The 18,649-nt window shown below is 62.6% G+C and carries 14 protein-coding genes; 11 read left to right on the top strand and 3 right to left on the bottom strand.

The features are described 5' to 3' along the window. Positions 1–8: 8 nt before the first annotated feature. From aroH to AB1792_09735, 4 genes are read left to right on the top strand one after another with little or no spacing between them, the layout of a single operon-like run. Positions 9–374 (top strand): chorismate mutase, encoded by a 366-nt coding sequence (aroH, locus tag AB1792_09750; protein ID MEW5702499.1) that lies wholly within the window; start codon positions 9–11, stop codon positions 372–374. After that, positions 371–1,273, top strand: a complete 903-nt coding sequence (locus AB1792_09745; protein MEW5702498.1) for a prephenate dehydrogenase/arogenate dehydrogenase family protein — start codon at positions 371–373, stop codon at positions 1,271–1,273. Before aroH ends, AB1792_09745 begins: the two co-directional genes overlap by 4 nt. Before the next feature lie 4 nt (positions 1,274–1,277). Next, positions 1,278–2,201: an aminotransferase class IV gene (locus AB1792_09740; protein ID MEW5702497.1), complete on the top strand. Its 924-nt coding sequence runs from the start codon at positions 1,278–1,280 to the stop codon at positions 2,199–2,201. Positions 2,202–2,205: 4 nt separating this feature from the next. Next, complete coding sequence (locus AB1792_09735; GenBank protein MEW5702496.1) at positions 2,206–3,474, top strand: MFS transporter; 1,269 nt, start codon at positions 2,206–2,208, stop codon at positions 3,472–3,474. Here AB1792_09735 and AB1792_09730 read toward each other — a convergent pair. Next, positions 3,431–4,846 carry a sigma-54 dependent transcriptional regulator gene (locus AB1792_09730; protein MEW5702495.1) on the bottom strand — a complete coding sequence of 472 codons (1,416 nt, stop codon included), beginning with the start codon at positions 4,844–4,846 and terminating at the stop codon, positions 3,431–3,433. The genes AB1792_09735 and AB1792_09730 overlap by 44 nt on opposite strands. A 280-nt stretch (positions 4,847–5,126) precedes the next feature. Between AB1792_09730 and AB1792_09725 the strand changes: the two genes are divergently transcribed. The 7 genes from AB1792_09725 (at position 5,127) to pilQ (ending at position 16,139) form a co-directional block, all read left to right on the top strand. Beyond that, entirely contained in the window at positions 5,127–8,585 is a 3,459-nt protein-coding gene (locus tag AB1792_09725) for a S8 family serine peptidase (protein MEW5702494.1), read from the top strand. Between the two features lie 397 nt (positions 8,586–8,982). Next, positions 8,983–10,449 carry a sigma-54 dependent transcriptional regulator gene (locus AB1792_09720; GenBank protein MEW5702493.1) on the top strand — a complete coding sequence of 489 codons (1,467 nt, stop codon included), beginning with the start codon at positions 8,983–8,985 and terminating at the stop codon, positions 10,447–10,449. A 236-nt stretch (positions 10,450–10,685) separates the two neighbouring features. After that, the gene (pilM, locus tag AB1792_09715; GenBank protein ID MEW5702492.1) at positions 10,686–11,741 is read left to right on the top strand and encodes a type IV pilus assembly protein PilM; all 1,056 of its coding nucleotides are present in this window, start codon (positions 10,686–10,688) and stop codon (positions 11,739–11,741) included. Positions 11,742–11,747: 6 nt separating this feature from the next. After that, positions 11,748–12,491, top strand: a complete 744-nt coding sequence (locus AB1792_09710; protein ID MEW5702491.1) for a PilN domain-containing protein — start codon at positions 11,748–11,750, stop codon at positions 12,489–12,491. A 27-nt stretch (positions 12,492–12,518) separates the two neighbouring features. Then, positions 12,519–13,145: a type 4a pilus biogenesis protein PilO gene (pilO, locus tag AB1792_09705; protein ID MEW5702490.1), complete on the top strand. Its 627-nt coding sequence runs from the start codon at positions 12,519–12,521 to the stop codon at positions 13,143–13,145. Positions 13,146–13,150: 5 nt separating this feature from the next. Then, positions 13,151–14,806, top strand: a complete 1,656-nt coding sequence (locus AB1792_09700; GenBank protein ID MEW5702489.1) for an AMIN domain-containing protein — start codon at positions 13,151–13,153, stop codon at positions 14,804–14,806. A gap of 22 nt (positions 14,807–14,828) precedes the next feature. Then, complete coding sequence (gene pilQ, locus AB1792_09695) at positions 14,829–16,139, top strand: type IV pilus secretin PilQ (protein ID MEW5702488.1); 1,311 nt, start codon at positions 14,829–14,831, stop codon at positions 16,137–16,139. A 357-nt stretch (positions 16,140–16,496) separates the two neighbouring features. Here pilQ and AB1792_09690 read toward each other — a convergent pair whose 3' ends face one another. Further along, complete coding sequence (locus tag AB1792_09690; GenBank protein MEW5702487.1) at positions 16,497–17,111, bottom strand: hypothetical protein; 615 nt, start codon at positions 17,109–17,111, stop codon at positions 16,497–16,499. 649 nt (positions 17,112–17,760) lie between these two features. Beyond that, a complete protein-coding gene (locus AB1792_09685) occupies positions 17,761–18,606 on the bottom strand; it encodes an outer membrane beta-barrel protein (protein ID MEW5702486.1) in 846 nt (281 codons plus the stop codon). Positions 18,607–18,649: the final 43 nt, after the last annotated feature.

Below are 18,649 nucleotides of genomic sequence, written 5' to 3'. Positions count from 1 at the left end.
ACTGGTACATGGCAGTCAGAGGAATCCGCGGGGCGATACAGGTGCCGGAGAACACGGCGGCGGCGATCGCTGCCGCGACGCAGGAACTGCTGCAGGCCATCGTTGCGGCCAATGAGCTGTCGCTTGCGGACATCATCTCAATCTTCTTCACTGTCACTGTAGATCTCAACGCCGATTATCCGGCGGCGGCCGCCCGGGCGATGGGATGGACCGACATTCCACTTCTCGATGCGCAGGAGATCGAAGTGGAGGGTGGGATGCCGCGTGTGATCCGGGTGCTCATGCATGTGGAGAGCGAACGCAGCCGCGCGGACATTCAGCATGCCTACCTGGGGGCGGCAGCGCGACTTCGGGTCGACATCAAAGGTCGATGAATCCGGCGCCGACACACAGGGTCACACCGCGGCCGCGAGTCCTGGCCGGATGTTGCGTCGGGATCGTCGGCCTGGGGCAGATCGGCGGCTCGATGGCGCGGCGGCTGTCGCGCTTCCGGCCGTCGCTGATACTCTATGGGACGGACACGCGTCATGCGGTGGCGCGGTCGGCGTCACGATTCTGCGCTTGGCGCGGATCACTCGCGCGCCTTGTGGAACAGAGCGATCTCGTTGTGCTGTCGGTTCCGGTCCCGGAGATTCTGCGGCTTCTGCCGCAATTGACCCTGTTGGCGGCCAGGCGCAGTCGTCGTCGCCGGTTGCTTGTGGTTGACACCGGCACAGTGAAAGCGGCGATCATGCGAGCCGCGCAGCGCCAGGCGCACGTGTTCGATTTCGTCGGTATGCATCCGCTGGCTGGGACTGAAAGGCGGCGCTGGGCCGCCAGTGACGCCGGCCTGTTCCTTGGCCGCCCGATCGTCTATTGTCCCTGCCGTTCAGCTCGGGCAACGGCGCGAGCACGCGAGTTGATTGGCCTACTCGGTGGCCGGCCTGTGCGAATGGACGCGGCCACTCACGATCGTCTGGTTGCCACGACCATCGGTCTGCCGCACATTCTGGCATACGCCGCCGGCGGGCTCGCATTGTCCGGTCGTAAGTCGAATCCGCTGCGCGGTGGTTCCTGGAGTTCGCTGACACGGGTGGCAGCGTCCGATCCGGCCATGGTGGCCGGGTTTCTGGCGTACAATGCCGGGATGCAACGGGCTGTCCTGGCCCGTCTACTCAGGCGGGCGCGTACGATGGATGAAGCCCTGGCGCGGTCACCGGCAGACGTTGAGAGTGTGTTGCGACGATGGACAGCCACGAGCAAACACACGCATCGTGCGACCCACAGGGATTGAACTGATGGCTTACGTGTACTTCGATGGCGATTTCGTCGATGAGTCCGTCGCGCGGATTCCCCTCATGACGCATGCGCTACATTATGGCACCGGCGTCTTCGAGGGAATTCGCTCGTACGGTGACGGAGAGCGGGCGTGGATCTTTCGACCGGGTGAGCATTTCGCGCGCTTCCGACGGAATGCCGCCCTGTTGGATATGTGTTTGGAGCCGACCGACGCCGTACTGGTGTCTCTGACGATCGAGTTGTTGCGCTGCAACGGTGCCTTCGGTGACACGTACATTCGCCCGCTCTTGTTCAAATCGTCCGCCCAGATCGGCGCCGGACTGCCGCCGGGGGAGACGCTGGCAATCATCGCGGTGCCCATGGAACGGGGTCCGGTGCCTCCCAAGCCCGTGAGTGCGACCTGGTCCCGATGGCGGCGCTTCCCCGCTGCGTCCTGCCCGGCCGGGGCGAAGATGACCGGGCTGTATATCAACTCGTCTCTGGCGCGAGCCGATGCTCTGGCGCGCGGGTACGACCAGCCGATCCTGCTCACAACCGGCGGCGATGTGGCGGAAGGGTTTGGGGCAAACATCTTCGCGGTTTTTGGACGTAAGATCGTCACACCTCCTCCGGAAGCGGACATCCTCCCGGGGATCACACGTCAGACGCTACTTGATCATTGGGCGCAGCTCGGTCACGCCGTGCGCTCCGAGACATTGGCACCGGAGCAGTTGCTCAAGGCAGATGAAGTGTTTTTCTGCGGCACCGGCATGGAGATCGTTCCCGTGGGGCGGATTGAGGATCGCGTAATCGGCGATGGTCAACCCGGCCCGATCACCCGGGCAGTCTCGCAATGGTACCGTGAGCTGGTGACTGGGCAGATTGCCGCCCCGGACGGATGGCGCATTTCCGTGGCCCCCGGCGAGCGATCCGCAATCCCCTGAACCCATGATTCCCCGCTGGGCCAGAAGCCGCACCATCGTTTCGTGGTGCCTGTACGATTTGGCCAATTCGGTCTATGCCGCCGTCATTCCGGCGACGGTCTGGTCCGCGTACTACGCCGGTGTCATTGTCGGCAGCGCCGGTGAGGGGGCGCGCTGGTGGGGACGCGCCGTCTCGGCCACGATGGTGTTCGTTGCCGTCACTTCCCCATTGACCGGGGCGATGGCGGATCTGGCGGGCTGGCGCAAGCGTCTCTTAATCATCTACACGCTGGTGTCGATCGGCGCCACGGCACTGTTGGCGACGGTGGCCCCGGGCATGGTTGTCTATGGGTTTGCCGTCAGCGTCGTGGCCGGGATCGGATTCGAGGGCGCCATGGTGTTCTACAACGCCTTCCTGCCCGGGTTGGTCCCGCCGGACAAGCAGGGACGGCTGTCTGGGATGGGCTTTGCGGTCGGCTATGCCGGGTCCTTTGTCGGTCTGGTTGCGGCACTACCGCTGGTGCGCACGCAACGTTACCCGGAAGCGTTTGCCGTCGTCGCGGCTCTCTTCTTGCTCTTCGCCCTGCCGGCGTTGCTGTGGTTGCCGCGAGATGCAACAGCCCGCGAGAGTCTCTGGAAGGCAGGACGTCTTGGCTGGCGAGGGACAATGCGGACGCTGCGGGAGATTCGCAGCACGCCGGAGCTGCGACGCTTCCTTCTCGCGTTCCTCCTCTATGACGACGGCGTCAACACGGTGATCGCCTTCTCATCGATCTTCGCCCGCGAAGCGCTCGGCTTCGCCATGACCGATCTGATCCTCGTGTACATGTGCGTGCAACTGTCGGCGCTCATCGGTGCGGCTCTGTGGGCGCGCCCGACCGACACCAAGGGGCCGAAGTTCGTCGTCATGACGACCATCGTCCAGTGGATCGTTGTGGTGGCGCTGGTGTACTTCGTCCGGACGCGGGGACAGTTCTTCCTCGTGGCGGCGCTGGCCGGCACCGGTCTGGGCGCGATCCAGGCCGCCAGTCGCGCCTTCATGGCCACGTTGATCCCCAAGGGACACGAGGGAGAGTACTTCGGATTCTACTCTCTCTGCGGCAAGAGTGCGGCCGTCCTGGGTCCGCTGGTGTTCGGCGAGATTGCTGCGGCAACGGGAGGAAACCTGCGCTTGGCGGCGCTCTCCGTCCTGGTGTTGTTCGTGGCCGGCGGGGCCGTGCTGTTGGGGGTCAAAGCCGGGGGCAGGACGACTACGCCGACCCCTCGCCCGGCCCATTCGGGCGGGGAACCGTGAACTTGTACTTGTTGATCTTGCGGTAGAGAGTCGACGAATCGATGCCGAGAATCTGCGCCGCGCGGGCCTTCTGCCATTCCGTTTGGTTCAACACCCAATAGATATATGCCTTCTCGATCGACTCAAGCGTCGGCGAGGCGTGTGTTGTCTCACCGACTGAGGCGACATCCAACGGCTGTGCCAGCCGGGCCGGGAAGTCACCGACATCGAGCGTGGCATCATCGGACAACACGACGGCGCGTTCAATGACATTCTGCAACTCGCGCACGTTTCCCGGCCAGGGGTACTTCTTCAGTAGCTCCAGCGCGGCGCGGCTTAAGTGCTTCGCCGCACAACCGGCCCGCGTGCAGCTTGCCTCGATGAAATGACGGCTCAGGATTTCAATGTCATCGGCCCGCTCCCGGAGCGGGGGGAGGTGAATCTGGATGACATTGAGCCGGTAGTACAGGTCGGCACGAAACCGGCGCGTGGCGACCGCCGCTTCGAGGTCGGCATTGGTGGCGGCAATCAGCCGCACATCGACGGTGCGCCCCGAGGTGGCGCCGATCGGCGTGACCTTCTTGTCTTCGAGCACGCGCAACAGCTTCACTTGGATCGCCGGCGTGATCTCGGCGATTTCGTCCAGGAAGAGCGTGCCCCCTTCGGCGGCGCGGAACAGACCCTCGTGGTCGCGGATCGCGCCGGTGAATGATCCCTTGATGTGGCCGAACAACTCACTTTCCAGGAGCGTTTCCGGCAGAGCGGCACAGTTGACGGTGATGTAGGGGCGGTCATGCCGGGGCGAATGCTGGTGAATGGCTTGGGAGAGCAGATCCTTGCCGGTGCCGCTTTCACCCCGGATCAGGATCGTGGTGTCGGAGACCGCCGCTTGGGCGGCGACTCTCTTGACCTCATCGATACGGGGGTCAGTCCCGAGAAGCCGCTCAAAGGACAGCGACTCCTCCAGACGGGCCTTGAGTGCCTGATTCTCTCGCTTGAGGTCTGATGTTTCGAGCGTCTGACGGATCGCCAGCTTGATTTCGTCGATCTTGAACGGCTTCGTGATGTAATCGGAGGCGCCCTTTTTGAGGGCCTCGATGGCCGTGTCGACCGAGGCGAAGGCGGTCATGACGATCACCGGGAGGTCATTCTCCTTCTCGCGGGCGCGGTCCAACAACTCCAGTCCTGACATCTCGGGCATCTTCAGATCGGCAATGACCAGGTCGTAGTGTCTTCCGGACAGGCGTTCGATCGCCTTTCGGCCGCTCAGCTCGGTATCGACGTCGTACCCCTCCTTGGTGAGCATGATCCGCATCATCTCACACAACGAGTGCTCGTCGTCGACGACCAGGATGCGCTGGGCCGTGGGTCTGGTACCGTTCGCCGTCTTCATAGTGTTCGTTGTAGATATCGGCTTGTCGCACCGTCACGTTGAGATTCCGACGACTGCGCACGACGGGCGAACAACGACACGATCGCTGAGGGGGCGGTCCCCTCAGCGGGGGGCGCAAGGTGCGCTGTCCATTGGGTTTAGCGGTTGACAATTGGAGAGAAGCCGCTTTATTAGGCTGGGGGGTAGTACATCTGGTTTCATGCCGTTCCGTTGGGCGCAAGCAGGTAGTGACAGTACAAGCGGGTCGGGGATTCCCGGTGGGATCAGAAGAGGAGCGTCTGTGCGTGTGCGTGCCTTGCTAATCGGCTTGGTTTTGACAGCGGTTGTGTCGCAGGGTCCCCTGCCGGGCCATGCGGCGGATAATGCCCTCCGGCTCTACCTCGTCGGCGGGGAGCGGGTGCCGGAGACGAAGGAGATCGAGGCGTTCTTTACGGCTTCGAAAATGTCTACGGTGCCGCGGCGCGGGGCGCTTTTGCAGTTCGAGTCACTCCCCACGGATGCGCAGCGTGAGACGCTGAATCGTCTGGGAGTCTCGCTGTACACGTACATCCCCGATCGTGCCTTCCTCGCTGCGATTCCGACGACGGCCAGTTGGTCCGACTTGCGCGCGACAGGCGCCCGCTGGGTGGGCTTGCTCCGCCCCGAGGACAAGACGGCGGAGGTTCTCGTGGGCATGACCGGTGCTCCGAATTGGTCGCGCGATTCCAGCGGACTGGCACGGTTCACCGTCTTGGTCTTTCCTCACATAGACTTGGATGATGCCTCTGGATGGCTGACCGACGAATACGGTGCTCGCGTGCTGGCGGCTTCCTCATTGGCGCACTCCGTGGAGGTCGGGCTTCCGGCAGAGAACTGGTTGGACGTCGTTCGCGACGAGCGGGTGCTTTGGGTCGAGCCGTTCTTGCCGCGTCGGGAGGACAACAACTCAAATCGCACCAACGTCCGCGCCGATGTGGCCCAAGCGCCGCCCTACTCGCTCACCGGTGCCGGCGTCATGATCGGCGAATGGGATGGTGGGCGAGCCGATCCCAGCCACCCGGATTTCGGCGGCCGCGTCCTGGCAGGTGATGGTGCCGCGATCGCGACGCATGCCACGCACGTGGCCGGCACTGTTCTCGGCTCCGGGGTCGGGTCGGGCGGGACTTATCGGGGCATGGCGCCATCGGCCGTGATCGTGTCCCAGTTGTGGTGGACCTCCTCGGCGGAATTGCAGAGCGAGTACCAGAATGCCATCAACGACTATGAGATGGACATTACCACCAATTCATGGAGTGTGGGGATCACCCCGCCGTCGCAGTCCAACTGCCAGGCGTTTCTTGGCAACTACTACTCGGAATGCGGTACGCTCGACAATCTCATTCGCGGGGGGGCGGGAAAGACCGTCGTGGTCAGTTGGTCGGCCGGGAACCAGCGCTCCACCCAGTCCGACTACTGTGGTTCCGTCGGCTTCACGTGGGGCACGGTGACTCCCTACGGTACGTCGAAGAACGTCATCACCGTCGGCGCCATCAACTCCGACAACTCGACGATGACCAGTTTTTCCAGTTGGGGCCCGACCGACGATGGGCGACTCAAACCGGAAGTCGTCGCCCCCGGATGTCAGGCGGGGGGACCGGATTTCGGCGTCACCTCGACGAAGCTGACCAGCGGCTACACGGTCATGTGCGGCACCTCGATGTCGGCACCGACGGTCACCGGCTGCGTTTCGCTCTGGCTTGAACGATACCACACGCTTCATGGTGGTCAGACGCCACTGGCTTCCACGGTCAAGGCGGCCTTCGTCGAGTCCGCGGATGACCTCGGCGATGCGGGACCCGAGTATGACTGGGGGTACGGACGGGTCGATGTAACCAGCGCCGTCGACCTGCTCAACGCCGGCACTTTGCTCGAAGACCAGGTGTCAAATGGGGGAACCCGCTCCTGGCAGTTTATCAACGACGGCTCGCTGTCGCAGATCTCCTTCACACTGGCATGGGATGACCCCGGCGCCGCCGGCGGTGCGTCGGTGACGTTGATCAACAATCTCGATATTGTCCTGCGTCCCCCGTCGGGAACGCCGGTGCAATATCCCTGGGTGCTGAACCCTGCCAGTCCGGGCGCCAATGCGACGCATGGCGTCAACAACCGCGACAACCTGGAGCAAGTTCGCATCAATGCTCCGTTGGAGGCAGGGACCTGGACGGTCGAGGTGAACGGCACCAGCGTGCCGCAAGGTCCACAGCCGTTCTCGTTGGCCTACTCGCCGAATATCGTGCTTCTCGGCGGGAGCCCATACGCCGTGATGCTGACCGCTGCGGTCGACACGAGCGTTGTTCCCGGTGCCATGCCGGCCCGGTTTCACCTGAGAAACGTCGGTTCGCAGAGTGATGCGTATGATCTCACACTGACCAGCAAACGGGGCTGGTCGATCACGCCCAACCCCGTGATCGTTGCGCTTCCCTCGTTGGCCGATTCAAACCTGACGTTCACTTTGACGATCCCTCCGTCGGCACCGCTGGGCACGCTGGACACGATCATTGGTGTCGCTGTATCGCAGGGCAACGGGAGCGTGTCGGATCGCGACACGATGCGCGTGATGGTGCTATCGGGCCGCGCCGTCAGCGTGGACGCAGGACGGGACACAATGGGAGTCCCGGGTCACCAAATTGCCCAGCCGGTACACCTGTCCAACACGGGAGTGGTGGATGACAGCATCGATTGGTCGGTGACCAATCAGGCCGGATGGGCGGTGGTTCCGGCGACGGGCACGGTCTGGGTGGCAGCGGGTCGAGATACGGCCCTGCTGGTTTCGGCGACGATCTCGGGGGGAGCCGTCCCCGGGACGAGCAACCGACTGATCGTCAACGGCGTCACGCTCGGCGACATTGAGGCCACCGACGCCGACACGGCGTTGATCAGCGTCATCAACTTCCCGCCGCTGTCCGTGTTGGTGTCTCCCGCTGATGGGGCGCTGACCAACAATCCGCGGCCGGCACTGCTGTGGAGTCATGTTCCGTATTCGCCGCCGCCGCCGGGATTCGATGTGTTTTCGCACGTCGTGGAGACCGCCGATGATTCCGCATTCGCGCTGGGCCGGTACCGCTACGGCCCCGTGGCGGAGACGACCTTGACGGTCACAGATTCACTGACCGACGGTGTCCATTACTGGCGCGTTCTGACACTGAATGCCGTGGGCGACTCCAGCGGTTTCACCGCGCCTCGGTCCCTGGAGATCGATACAAAGGCTCCCGATGCACCCGTCCTCCTGTCGCCGGCGGACGACACCGCCGATGCCGACTCAACACCGCTGTTCACTTGGGCGCCGGTTACCGACACGAAATCGGGACAGACTGCCATTGCCTACCGTTGGCAGGGCTCAACGGATGCCGGGTTTGGCGGCGCGGTGGATTCGATCTGGACAGACGCCACCAGTTACCAAGTCCCGCCCGAGGCGGCGCTGCCGACCTGCAGCACGACCGTCTATTGGCGCGTACTGGCACGCGACGCCGCCGGCAACACGTCACCGTCGTCCCCCGTCTTCCATTATGAGCTCTACCGGCCGGGTGACGTGCATTTCGATTGCATCTACGACATCCTCGATGTGGTAGCGTTGGTCGAATTCGTCTTCCGCGGCGGATCGACGCCCGTGCCTCCCGGCCGGGCCGAAACCAACTGCCAGCCGCCGTCGGACATCCAGGACCTCGTGCGCCTGGTCGACCATGTGTTTCGTGGCGGCGCCCGCCCCTGCGGTCCGTCCTGAGCAATCATTGAGGAGTCGACCACGATCTCCTCGGGTGGCACGCGCAAGCCCTCGGAGCGACGCTCCGGGGGCTTGTGCGTGTCCTGCAGACACTCGGGCGCGTGTCGGGGGAGACGCGCGGAATGCTTCGTACCCTCCATTTGTCATCCCGAGCGAAGCGAGGGATCTGCTTTTCCCGCCCGAATGAGTCCGCCACAGCATCTCCATGATGATCCGGTAAACACGGGCTTCAGCCCCTAGCCCGCCAATTGTGGAGCCGACCGGGACTCACCGACGGTAGTCCGGCGACATTTGGTGCAGGATCGCGGACGAGGGTCGCCTTCCCGCGTCAACTTCACGCCCCATCGTCCGATAACCCGATTATACGGGTCGGTCTTATGGTCAACGGAGGATGCGCGTGAGCGAACGTCGTCTCAAGATCGTCCTGGTGGACGATGATCCCGAAATCGCACAGGCAGTTAGCAACTATCTGTCTCCGGAACGCTATCAGATCGACGTTGTCGGCGACGGTGCCGATGTCATGCCAGCGGTTCGTGCCTCCCGTCCCGATGCCATCATCCTGGACGTCCATCTCCCCTCAATGTCCGGCTTGGAGCTGCTGCGACAGATCAAGGCCGACCGGCCCGATACTCCGGTGATCATCGTGTCGGGGTACGTGTCCACCGACAACGCGATCGAGGCGATGAAGGAAAAGGCATTCGAATACCTGGCCAAGCCGTTCCGCCTGGCCCACTTGGAGCAGATCCTCAACCGGGCCATCGGCAACACCAGTCCTGTTTCTCCGAGGGCGGATGACGACGTGCCGTTGGCCAAGGATCAGATTCTCGGAAAGTCCCCCGAAATCGTGGCTGTGGCGAAGCTGATTGGTCAGATCGCAGAGAGTGATGCCCCGGTTCTGCTTCTGGGGGAGACGGGGACCGGCAAGGAACTGGTGGCACGCGCCATTCACCGGAACTCGTCCCGTGCCGATGGTCCCTTCTTCTCCGTGAGCTGCAACGCCACGTCGCCCTCGCACCTCGAGTACGAGTTGTTCGGCGAGCCGCTCGACAACAGCGTGCGCTCCCCGGCCACGGGCCGCGGCAAGCTGGAGTTGGCCGACGGGGGCACGGTCTTCTTGGATGAGGTCGCCGATCTGTCGCCTTTGGTCCAGAGCCGCCTCTTCCGTGTCTTGGAGGAGGGACGCTGCGAACAGCCGGGCGGCGGCGGCTTCATCGCCCTCGATGTTCGTATCATCGCCGCCTCGAGTCGCAGTCTGGTGGATGCGATGAAGGAGGGGCGCTTCCGCGTGGACCTCTTCTACAAGTTGAAAGTCGTATCTCTGTTTTTGCCGCCGCTGCGCGAACGCAAAGCGGACGTCCGGCTTCTGAGCGACTACTTCATCAGGAAGTACTCCCACCTGGAGCATCGCGACCCCAGGCCCCTGTCGGCGGCGGCCTATGAGAAACTCCTGCACCACCATTGGCCCGGAAACGTCCGTGAGTTGGAGAACACCATTCACATGGCGGTCGTCCTGTCGCGCGAATCGGAGCTCATGGGTGATGACTTTCCCAGCTTGGACGATGTGCCGGTGTGCGCCACGCTGGACATGTCGGAGGCGCATCGGGAGTACCGCGATCTTTTCGCGCGTGTCGTGGACCCGGTCTTCGCGCAAGTGGCGGCGGCCGCACCGGGGCAGGTCTATGCGGGGATGACAGCGGCGCTGGAGGAGGTGTTGGTCGAAACCGCGCTGAAAGCAACCGACCAGAATCAGGTGCGCGCCGCGCAACTTCTGGGGATCTCGCGCAACACCTTGCGGGAGCGCATGAAGCGCGCCTTGGAATTGACGGGTCGGCAGGTCGGCGCGTTGCGCCCCGATGATGTCTGACCGCCTGGTTCGATTGTGCCGTAAGATGACATGAGTGTGGGACAGATCCCGCACTGGGCTGGGTGGGCAAAAAAACCCCTAAAACACACACGGCACACAGCCGATGCAGTTAGAGACAGTCGCGGACTTGGCGGGAAAGGGCAAGCGTTGGCGACAGCGCCCGCCGACTCGCACCGATGAACGGATCATGACGCGAAGCGGCCGCTGGCCGCGGTTTCTATGGAGGCGGAACTCTGATGCAACTGCCATTCCGGCGCCGTGCCAAGTCGGTGGCGGCCCTCGACATTGGCGCCAACGCGCTCAAATTCGTGCGGCTCGACCGACACGCCGACGGCTATTCGCTGTCGGCGGCGGGAATCCGCGAGATGCCCACGGAGGCCATGGTGTCTCACGAGATCAAGGATCGTGACGCCATCATCCTCAACATCCAGGGCCTCATCGACCAGTGTGATCCCCGCACGACCGACGTGGCGGTCTCCATCGCCGGGCATGGCGTGATCACCGACAAGTTCGAGGTCGATCACCGGACCGGCAGCGAGGCCGAGGAGACGATTCTGCTCGAAGCCGATCAGCGCAGCCCGTTCGATGTCGACGACGTGTCGATGGACTATCACATCCTCCGCACCGATCCCGACCGGGGCAAGATGGAAGTCCTCCTGGTCGCCGCGCGACGGGAGTTCCTCTCGGAGTACCTCCACCTGGTCGAGGACGCCGGATTGAAGGTGAGTCTGGTCGACACCGACGCGTTCGCCGTCCTGAATTCCTATGTCATCAACTACGATATCGATCCGGAGCGCGTCACCGCGTTGGTGAACATCGGCTTCGACACGACCAACGTGATCTTCCTGAAGGACGGGGCGTATCACTCCACCCGCGACGTGTCCGCCGGCGGGCGCATGCTCTACGAGGTCATCCAGCGCGAGTTCCGCCTCAATCAGGAACTGGCGTTGAAGGTCCTCAAAGGGGAACTGGAAACGTCGGTCGATCAGGACATGCTGCGGGCGACCGTCCGTTCGGCGGCGGCGGAACTGCTCACGGGTCTGGAAGTGGCGTTCTCGTACTTCCGCACACTGGCCAAGACCGACTCCGTCGATTGGATTGTCCTCTCCGGCGGCGGGGCGCTGATCCCGTTTCTGCCCGAGTGCGTGCAGTCGAAGCTGAACGTGCCGATTGAAATCGCCAATCCTCTACGGAACATCGAATACGATCCGGAGTTATTCGGCGGCATTGATCCGGAGAAGATCGCGCCGCTGTTGGCCGTGGGCGTGGGGCTGGCGTCGCGTGAGGTCTGACAGACTATGGCAATGATCGAGATCAACCTGTTGCCGCGGGAGATGCGGCGTAGAACCGGCGCCCTGGCGCTGCCGCGCGCGGCGCTGATCGGCGTGGGCGTGGCGGCGATTTTCGGGGGGGCGCTGATCGGTCTGACGTTGATGCAGACCTGGCGATATGCCCGCGTGAATGCCGCGATTGAACGTGCCAGGGAACGCGCCGATGGCATGCGCGACGACATCGCCGTGGTCGACCGCCTGACGACGGTCAAGTCCAGTATTATGAGGCGGCTCGAAGCGATCGAGCTGCTCGACCGCGACCGGGGGGACTGGGTGCGCAACCTCGAGGACGTTGCCGCCGTCATCCCCGACTATCTGTGGCTCACCTCCTTCCGCCGCGATGAGATGAAGGCCAAACCGGATACCAAGGGCAAGGGCGCGGCGGTGGACTCGTCGGCCGCGCCGGTCCGCAACGACTACGTGCTGGAAGGGTACTGCTACTCGATCAGCAGTCTGGCGAATATGATCCTGAACATGCAGGACTCGCCGCGCTTCAGTCACGTGGGATTGCGGCGCGCCCAATTCACTGATGTGCAGGGGCGACGGGTGTATCAGTTCGCCGCCGTCTGCAGCCTGGAGCCGGTGGATCATTCACCGGAAGGAGTCGGTGATCAGGGAACGCCGACGAAGCTGAGCGAGTTGCCCGCAGAAGACGTGAGTGAGCCGATCTCGAATCGTGACGAAGAGCACACCGGGGAGGTCGCCCCGTAGACGGCGTTTCTGGGCGCCGATGGATGGATGGCTATGGACCTGAGGAATCCTCAGACACAAAAATGGCTCTTGGCGGCTCTCGCCGGGTTCGTGGTGGCCTACTTCTGGTACGCCAAGGTCTACAGCGGCTATCAGGAGAAGATCGATGGCGGCTACACCCGGTTGGAGGCGCTGGAAACTGAGCTGAAGAATGTGGAAATGAAGTTCCGGTCCCTCGAGACCTTGAAGGCGGAATACGCCGATTTGACCCGGCGATATCGCACGATCTCTCAGCTCCTTCCCGAGGATGATCAACTATCACCGCTGCTGAGCAAGATCCACGCCGCCGCCTTGGAGACGTCATCCCGGGTCGGCGCGATCGAACCGCTTCCCGGCGTCTCCGAGGGATTTTACGATCGCCAGAGCTTCAAGCTCCTGGTCCATTCGACCTATCATGATCTGGGGGATTTTGTCTCTCGGATCTCCAACTTGCCGTTCATCGTCGGCGTACGCGAGTTGGAACTGTCGATGGTGACCGACCGCGACAACCCGGAGGCGGCCACGGGGGGATACACGGTGAGTGCGACCATGTTGATCTCCACCTATCGCGTCAAGGAATCGGAACGCCTGGTGTTGCTGGATGAACCGACGACCGAGGGAGCGACAAAGGAATGAGTGCCATGAATGCTCCGATTCGCAAGATCCCGGCGGTCGCGACGGCCTGCACGGTCCTCATGCTCGCCGCCACGGGTGCCGTTCACGCCGCCGACGTGCGCAACCTCAGTTTGCGCCACGTCGGTGACTTCACGGAACTGTCGGTCCCCGTGCCGGCGCGCATGCTGTGTGACCATTTCAGCCAGCCCGCCGAAGCCGACCGGCCGTTCCGGATCGTGTTGAATTTCTGTGGCGCCAAGCACGCGTTGCCACAGAAGAACTTCGGGCAATTGCCCGCGTGCATGGTGCGGGAGATCCGCACGAGTCAATATGCTGTGGAACCGGAACCGATCGTCCGGGTCGTGCTCGATTTGGCCGGTTCCGCCACCTACTCGCTGAGAACCGGGGACGATGCCCTGACTGTCGTCATATCCGATCCTCGAGCATCTGCATTTGCATCGTGGGAGGCGGTCCCGACGACTGCCCCGCGGATGGTCGAGCACGCTGAACCCGCGCCCATGGCTGCTTCGGTCGTCGCCACCGAGAGGCAGACGGCACCGCCCTCGCCGCGACGCGAGCGGTCGATGCGCCCCGAGAGCGACGGTACAAGGGCAGCGGTCCCGGCACCGGCCCCCGCCGTTGACGCGGAACCGACCGTCGTTGCGACGGCCCCACCAACCACTGAGAACGTAGCGGATCCCTACCTCATTCCCGTCCCGGGAGAGGTGTCGGTACAACCGAGCCCGCCGGTGTCTACGAGCAGCGAGGGAGCCGTTCTGGTGTACGGTCCGCCGGCTCCTATGGCTCCGACAGAGACCACACCGTTCGAGTTGCCTGCACATCCGCTGGTCTTGGCACCGGAGTATCTTGACGCGATCTCGGCTGAACCGCCGGCCATGTCGGCCCAGTCCGATGCGGCCGGAAGTGTGGTCGCGTCGGTGCCGGAGACGAATCCACCGAAGACAGACGACAAGCCCCAAGTCTGGGCGTCAGTCGAAGGGCCCGCGACAGAACCAGCGCTCGCCGAGCCCGGTGGTCCCAAGGCCGGCCAGCCGGCCACGGAGTCATTGGTGGATCGTCTGAAAGCCAAGTTCTTCTCGAATGGTCCAGCGCCGCGTCCCTATACGACGGCAGATGTCGTGCCGGATGAGCAAGGCGTCGTTCCCACCGACCCAATGGTACAAGGTCCGCCCACGCCGGCCGGGTCGCTCGACCGTGAGGCCCTCTTGGAGCGCATCCGGCTGGCCGGTCAGCAAGCGGCCGTCCCGACGACGGTCGTCTCTGCCGCGGTCGGTACGGAACGCGCGGAAATCTACTACAGTGATTTGGGGCGCCGCGACCCGTTCGAGCCGCTTCTCAAGGGACTGCGCTCGGGATTCCTCTCCGACGATCTCCCCAGCGTGGAGACATTGCGGATGGTCGGCGTCCTGCGGGATGAACAGGGGGCGATGGCGCTTCTGGAAGACATGGAAGGTCACAGCTATATCATGCGGGCCGGCGATGCCGTGGCCAATGGCCGCGTGCTGTCGGTCGGCGATCAACGCGTCCTCTTTACGGTTGATGAGTATGGATTCACGCGCACGGTCGCGTTGCAGTTGAGCGCGCGCGGCAGCGATCCGTCGAAGTCTCTGGGTGCGGCGACGCAAACCACCGAGCCAGTCCCGGCGACACTGCCGGAGTGAACAGGAAGGGGAAGGGATGAGCATGCGACTCGATACAGACCACCGGTTTAGACTTGGGGCGTGGACGGCGGCGTGGCTGGCCTGTCTTGTATGCCTCTTGGTGACCGCCACCCCATCCCCGGGCTCCGAGCCGATCAAGAACATCAATTTCCAGAATGCCGACGTGCGCTCGGTGCTGAACTTCCTGGCCGAATACGGCGGCGTCAACCTGGTTGCCGCCCCGAATGTCCAGGGACAAGTCACGCTCAACCTGAAGAACGTCGAATGGCGCCAGGCGCTGGAGATCCTCGCCCGTACCTACAATCTCAAGGTTGTGGAAGAGGAGGGGTTCCTGCGCGTCGTGCAACTCACGGATTACCTCAGGGATCAAGCGGATTTGGAGCGCCACAATTCCGAGCAGCGGCAATTGGTGGACCTGGAGACCCAACTGTTCAACATCAAGAATGCGAACGCCAAAGACATGGTCAAGCCGCTAAGGTCGCTGACCTCGACACGCGGCAAAGTCGACGTCGATGAACGCACAAACACGCTTCTGGTCTCCGATGAGCCGGGAAACCTCACGCGCATCGAGAAGTTCGTGGCCGAGCTGGATCGGGAGACCCGCCAGGTCAAGATTTCCGCCAAGTTGCTGGAAGTGTCCTCCGATTTCGTCGACGAACTGGGCATCAGTTGGAGTGGGACAGGTGACGGTCGGGACAAGCGCGGGTACGAATACCACAACGAGCTGAAGACCGACGGGGCCGAACGCGTGTTGACGCCCTACGGGCAGTACAAATTCTCGTTCATGCCCAATGGGTGGAATCTCGATGCCACGATCTCGGCCCTGGTCTCTTCGGGCAAGGGGAAGGTCGTGGCCCATCCCGAGATCACCACGGTCGACAACAAGGAAGCCAGGATTCAGGTCGGCCAGAAAGTGCCGATCAAGCAATTTTCCGCCTCGGGCGACGTCGTCATCACGTTCGAAGAAGTGGGGACGATCCTGCGCGTCACGCCGCACATTACGTCCGAAAACAGGATTCTCCTCTACATGAAGCCGGAGCGTTCAAACTTCCTCTTTGCCGAGGCGGGCGTGATCATCAACACGAACAACGCCGAGACGAACGTGGTGGTCGAGAACGGCCAGACCGCGGTCATCGGCGGCCTGACGACGCAGGACGAAGTCGTGACGACAACGGGGATCCCGGTGCTGAAGGATGTGCCGCTTCTGGGAGCCCTGTTCCGCTACAAGAAGACGAGCAACGAATCGCGCGATCTGGTCATCTTCGTGACACCGACGATTGTCGAGTCGGCGCTGATGGGCGCCGCCGACACACCGTCCTTCCCGGGCAAGTGACATCCCACGTCCATGCAGATTGGAACGCCCCGGCCTTGGCCGGGGCGTTTTTGCATTCCTGCATCGGTTGGCAATGCTGTAAGAGCGTCTAGCAAAATGAGAGGTTCAACGGGCGATGTGGCTTCGGCATGTGTCATGCACCGGCAACAGCCCCTCACCCTGCCCTCTCCCCAGAGGGGAGAGGGGAAGTCTAACCTCTCCCTCCGGGAGAGGTCGATCCGTCCGGAGGACGGATCGGGTGAGGGAGTTCTTTCGCCCGCTCATCTTGTCAGAGGCCCTAAGGAACATGATGCAAGAGAGCAAGAAGGGGCGTATCGCAATGCTCCCCTACAGGCGTCACCCAATGCAGGTACTTCTTTACTGGTGTACGCAGCACGGAGGACGCGGTGGTGCTCCGCGAAACGCTTCATTCACGCAGAGGACGACGTCCTGTACCGAGGCCACACCATCGCAGTTCAGGTCCGCTGCTGTGAATGGGCATGCCGCCGGCGGGTTGATACAGACGTCATCGTACCAAACAGAACCTTCTTGGGCCGAGATATCGAAGTAGGCCGGCGCTGCCATCCATGGTTCCTCTGGCCACAGAAACTCTCCCAGATACTGGCCGTCGAGCCAGAACATCACATGGAGTTTCGCATCACCTGGAGTCTGGAGGTAGCATTTCACTTCATGCCAAACCTCGAGGTCATAGCCGGGGAACGTTGTAGGACCGTCGGGATTGGACACCTGGAAGTCTCCGTTGGCAAGGAATCTGAATAGCTCCGGACAGGGGCAACACCACCAATCCTGACACCCCGTTCGAAGACCCATGGCGGCACGATACGGATGACAGCCGGACAGTGCCTCCGACCCGTTGCGCACGGCCATCGAGACGAACAGCGGCAGGCCAGAATAGGAGCGGTTGACTAACGCACCCCAACAACCTCCGACCTGCCCATACAGCTTCAACGATTTCGCGCCGATCTGAAACACGCCGTCATCGACTCCAATTCCGGCAGTGTTTCCCGTGCCGTACCACGGGGGAACGGGAGCTGCCCCAGTCGCATACGTATCGAATCCGTCACACAGGACAGGCCTTGTCCCCAAGCAGCTGTCCCGCCCAATGTCGCAATCAGCGATAGGGCAAGCGCAGCAAGCGACAGCAGTCTCGCGATTCTCATACATCCTCCTCCTGGCCTTTGAAGGCCATGTGCCGGTACGTTGTAGGTCGATCAACAGTACTACGGTGGACTAACCGCGACTCCGTGAGAGCATAACCCTGACAGGGGGGGGGCAAGTCAAGGACAATTCGTGAAGTATCTTTTGCAGAGTGGACTAAGGTAAGTGTGGCTCAGGCTTTAGCCAGGGTGTGCCGAGCTGTCACAAGCGATACTTTGCTTGACGGAAGACCGTCGGGCTCTGGCCCGCGGGGTGGGACATGGCTACAAAACCCACGAGATCCCTGCCGTACCGAACGAAGTGAAGCATTTCCTGTTGCTCTCTGAAAGGCTCAACAGCAGACCCTTCGCATCATCCCCGTCCTGACGGGCGGGGATTCGCTCAGGGTGACAGGGTGTTGTCTGGGAGCGGTAGGGGCGTATTGCCATACGCCCCTACGTTTGCTGTACTGGGTGCGCCACCCTCAATCCTGCATCGTCTCAAACGGGATCACAACGCCGATCGAAAAACCCTGGAAGCGCGAGGTCAGGTGCGCGCTCTCTTTTCCCTCGGTTTGATTCAGCCGCCAGACCTGATCGTAGAGCAGATCAACGGCGATGCCCCACTTGGGCGAGAAGAAGAAGTCGGAGCCGAGTAGACCACGCCAGCCGAAGCGCCCCTGTGAATCGGTTGTCTCCTCAGCAATGGGATCATCCTGGTTCATTCCCTTCCAGTTCACGTCCGTCGCAAAGACGTAGATGCCTATGCCAATCGCCGCACGGGGACGGAACAGGCCGAGCCGCGACGGATTCCCGGTCTGCAGGCCCAAGTGGAATGAAACGGCGTATTGGCTGGTGTTCTGATCAACCGGGATGTCGCGCCCGCCATAAACATCGATATAGGCGCGCTGGGTCTCGCTGGAGAAGAGCGTGGCATTGACATCGCCCCAGAGCATGACGGTGCGCAGTTGTGGAATCTGGTAGTTGGCCCGTAGCAGGAAGTTCGGACCGGGATCGGAGTACTGGGTCAACGACCCCTGTGGCCACATGCCGCCAATCCCAAGCGTCAGATCTCCAAACGCGGTCGCCTGAGCCGGCGCCGCCATGATTCCGGTGGTCAGGGATGCGAGTATCGGGAGTGTTCTCGACCAAGTACGTGCCGTCATCGTTCGCTCCTCTATAGAGGCGGGCAGGCGCTTCATGAAATCCACTGAGAACGACCGTGTCAAGCGCCGTTCGTCATCGCGGGTCGGCGCCGTTATAACATGCTGGGCTACAGGACAATACGGGACCCCGTTCATCGGCAGGTTCTTCTCGCTGCCCGTCGACATGGTGGTGGTCTCGCAAGCCACTTCACCCCAAGAGGATAAGGGC

This window comes from Candidatus Zixiibacteriota bacterium, assembly GCA_040752595.1.
Lineage (GTDB): Bacteria > Zixibacteria > MSB-5A5 > WJJR01 > WJJR01 > JACQFV01.
The sequence above is the reverse complement of the archived record's forward strand: the minus strand, read 5'-3'. Positions and strand labels throughout refer to the sequence as shown.

Excerpts from the sequence above, each read along its gene's own strand:
- aroH (MEW5702499.1), top strand. The coding sequence starts at position 9 with ATGGCAGTCAGAGGAATCCGCGGGGCGATACAGGTGCCGGAGAACACG.
- AB1792_09745 (MEW5702498.1), top strand. The coding sequence starts at position 371 with ATGAATCCGGCGCCGACACACAGGGTCACACCGCGGCCGCGAGTCCTG.
- AB1792_09740 (MEW5702497.1), top strand. The coding sequence starts at position 1,278 with ATGGCTTACGTGTACTTCGATGGCGATTTCGTCGATGAGTCCGTCGCG.
- AB1792_09735 (MEW5702496.1), top strand. The coding sequence starts at position 2,206 with ATGATTCCCCGCTGGGCCAGAAGCCGCACCATCGTTTCGTGGTGCCTG.
- AB1792_09730 (MEW5702495.1), bottom strand. The coding sequence starts at position 4,846 with ATGAAGACGGCGAACGGTACCAGACCCACGGCCCAGCGCATCCTGGTC.
- pilM (MEW5702492.1), top strand. The coding sequence starts at position 10,686 with ATGCAACTGCCATTCCGGCGCCGTGCCAAGTCGGTGGCGGCCCTCGAC.
- AB1792_09710 (MEW5702491.1), top strand. The coding sequence starts at position 11,748 with ATGGCAATGATCGAGATCAACCTGTTGCCGCGGGAGATGCGGCGTAGA.
- pilO (MEW5702490.1), top strand. The coding sequence starts at position 12,519 with ATGGCTATGGACCTGAGGAATCCTCAGACACAAAAATGGCTCTTGGCG.
- AB1792_09700 (MEW5702489.1), top strand. The coding sequence starts at position 13,151 with ATGAATGCTCCGATTCGCAAGATCCCGGCGGTCGCGACGGCCTGCACG.
- pilQ (MEW5702488.1), top strand. The coding sequence starts at position 14,829 with ATGCGACTCGATACAGACCACCGGTTTAGACTTGGGGCGTGGACGGCG.
- AB1792_09685 (MEW5702486.1), bottom strand. The coding sequence starts at position 18,606 with ATGTCGACGGGCAGCGAGAAGAACCTGCCGATGAACGGGGTCCCGTAT.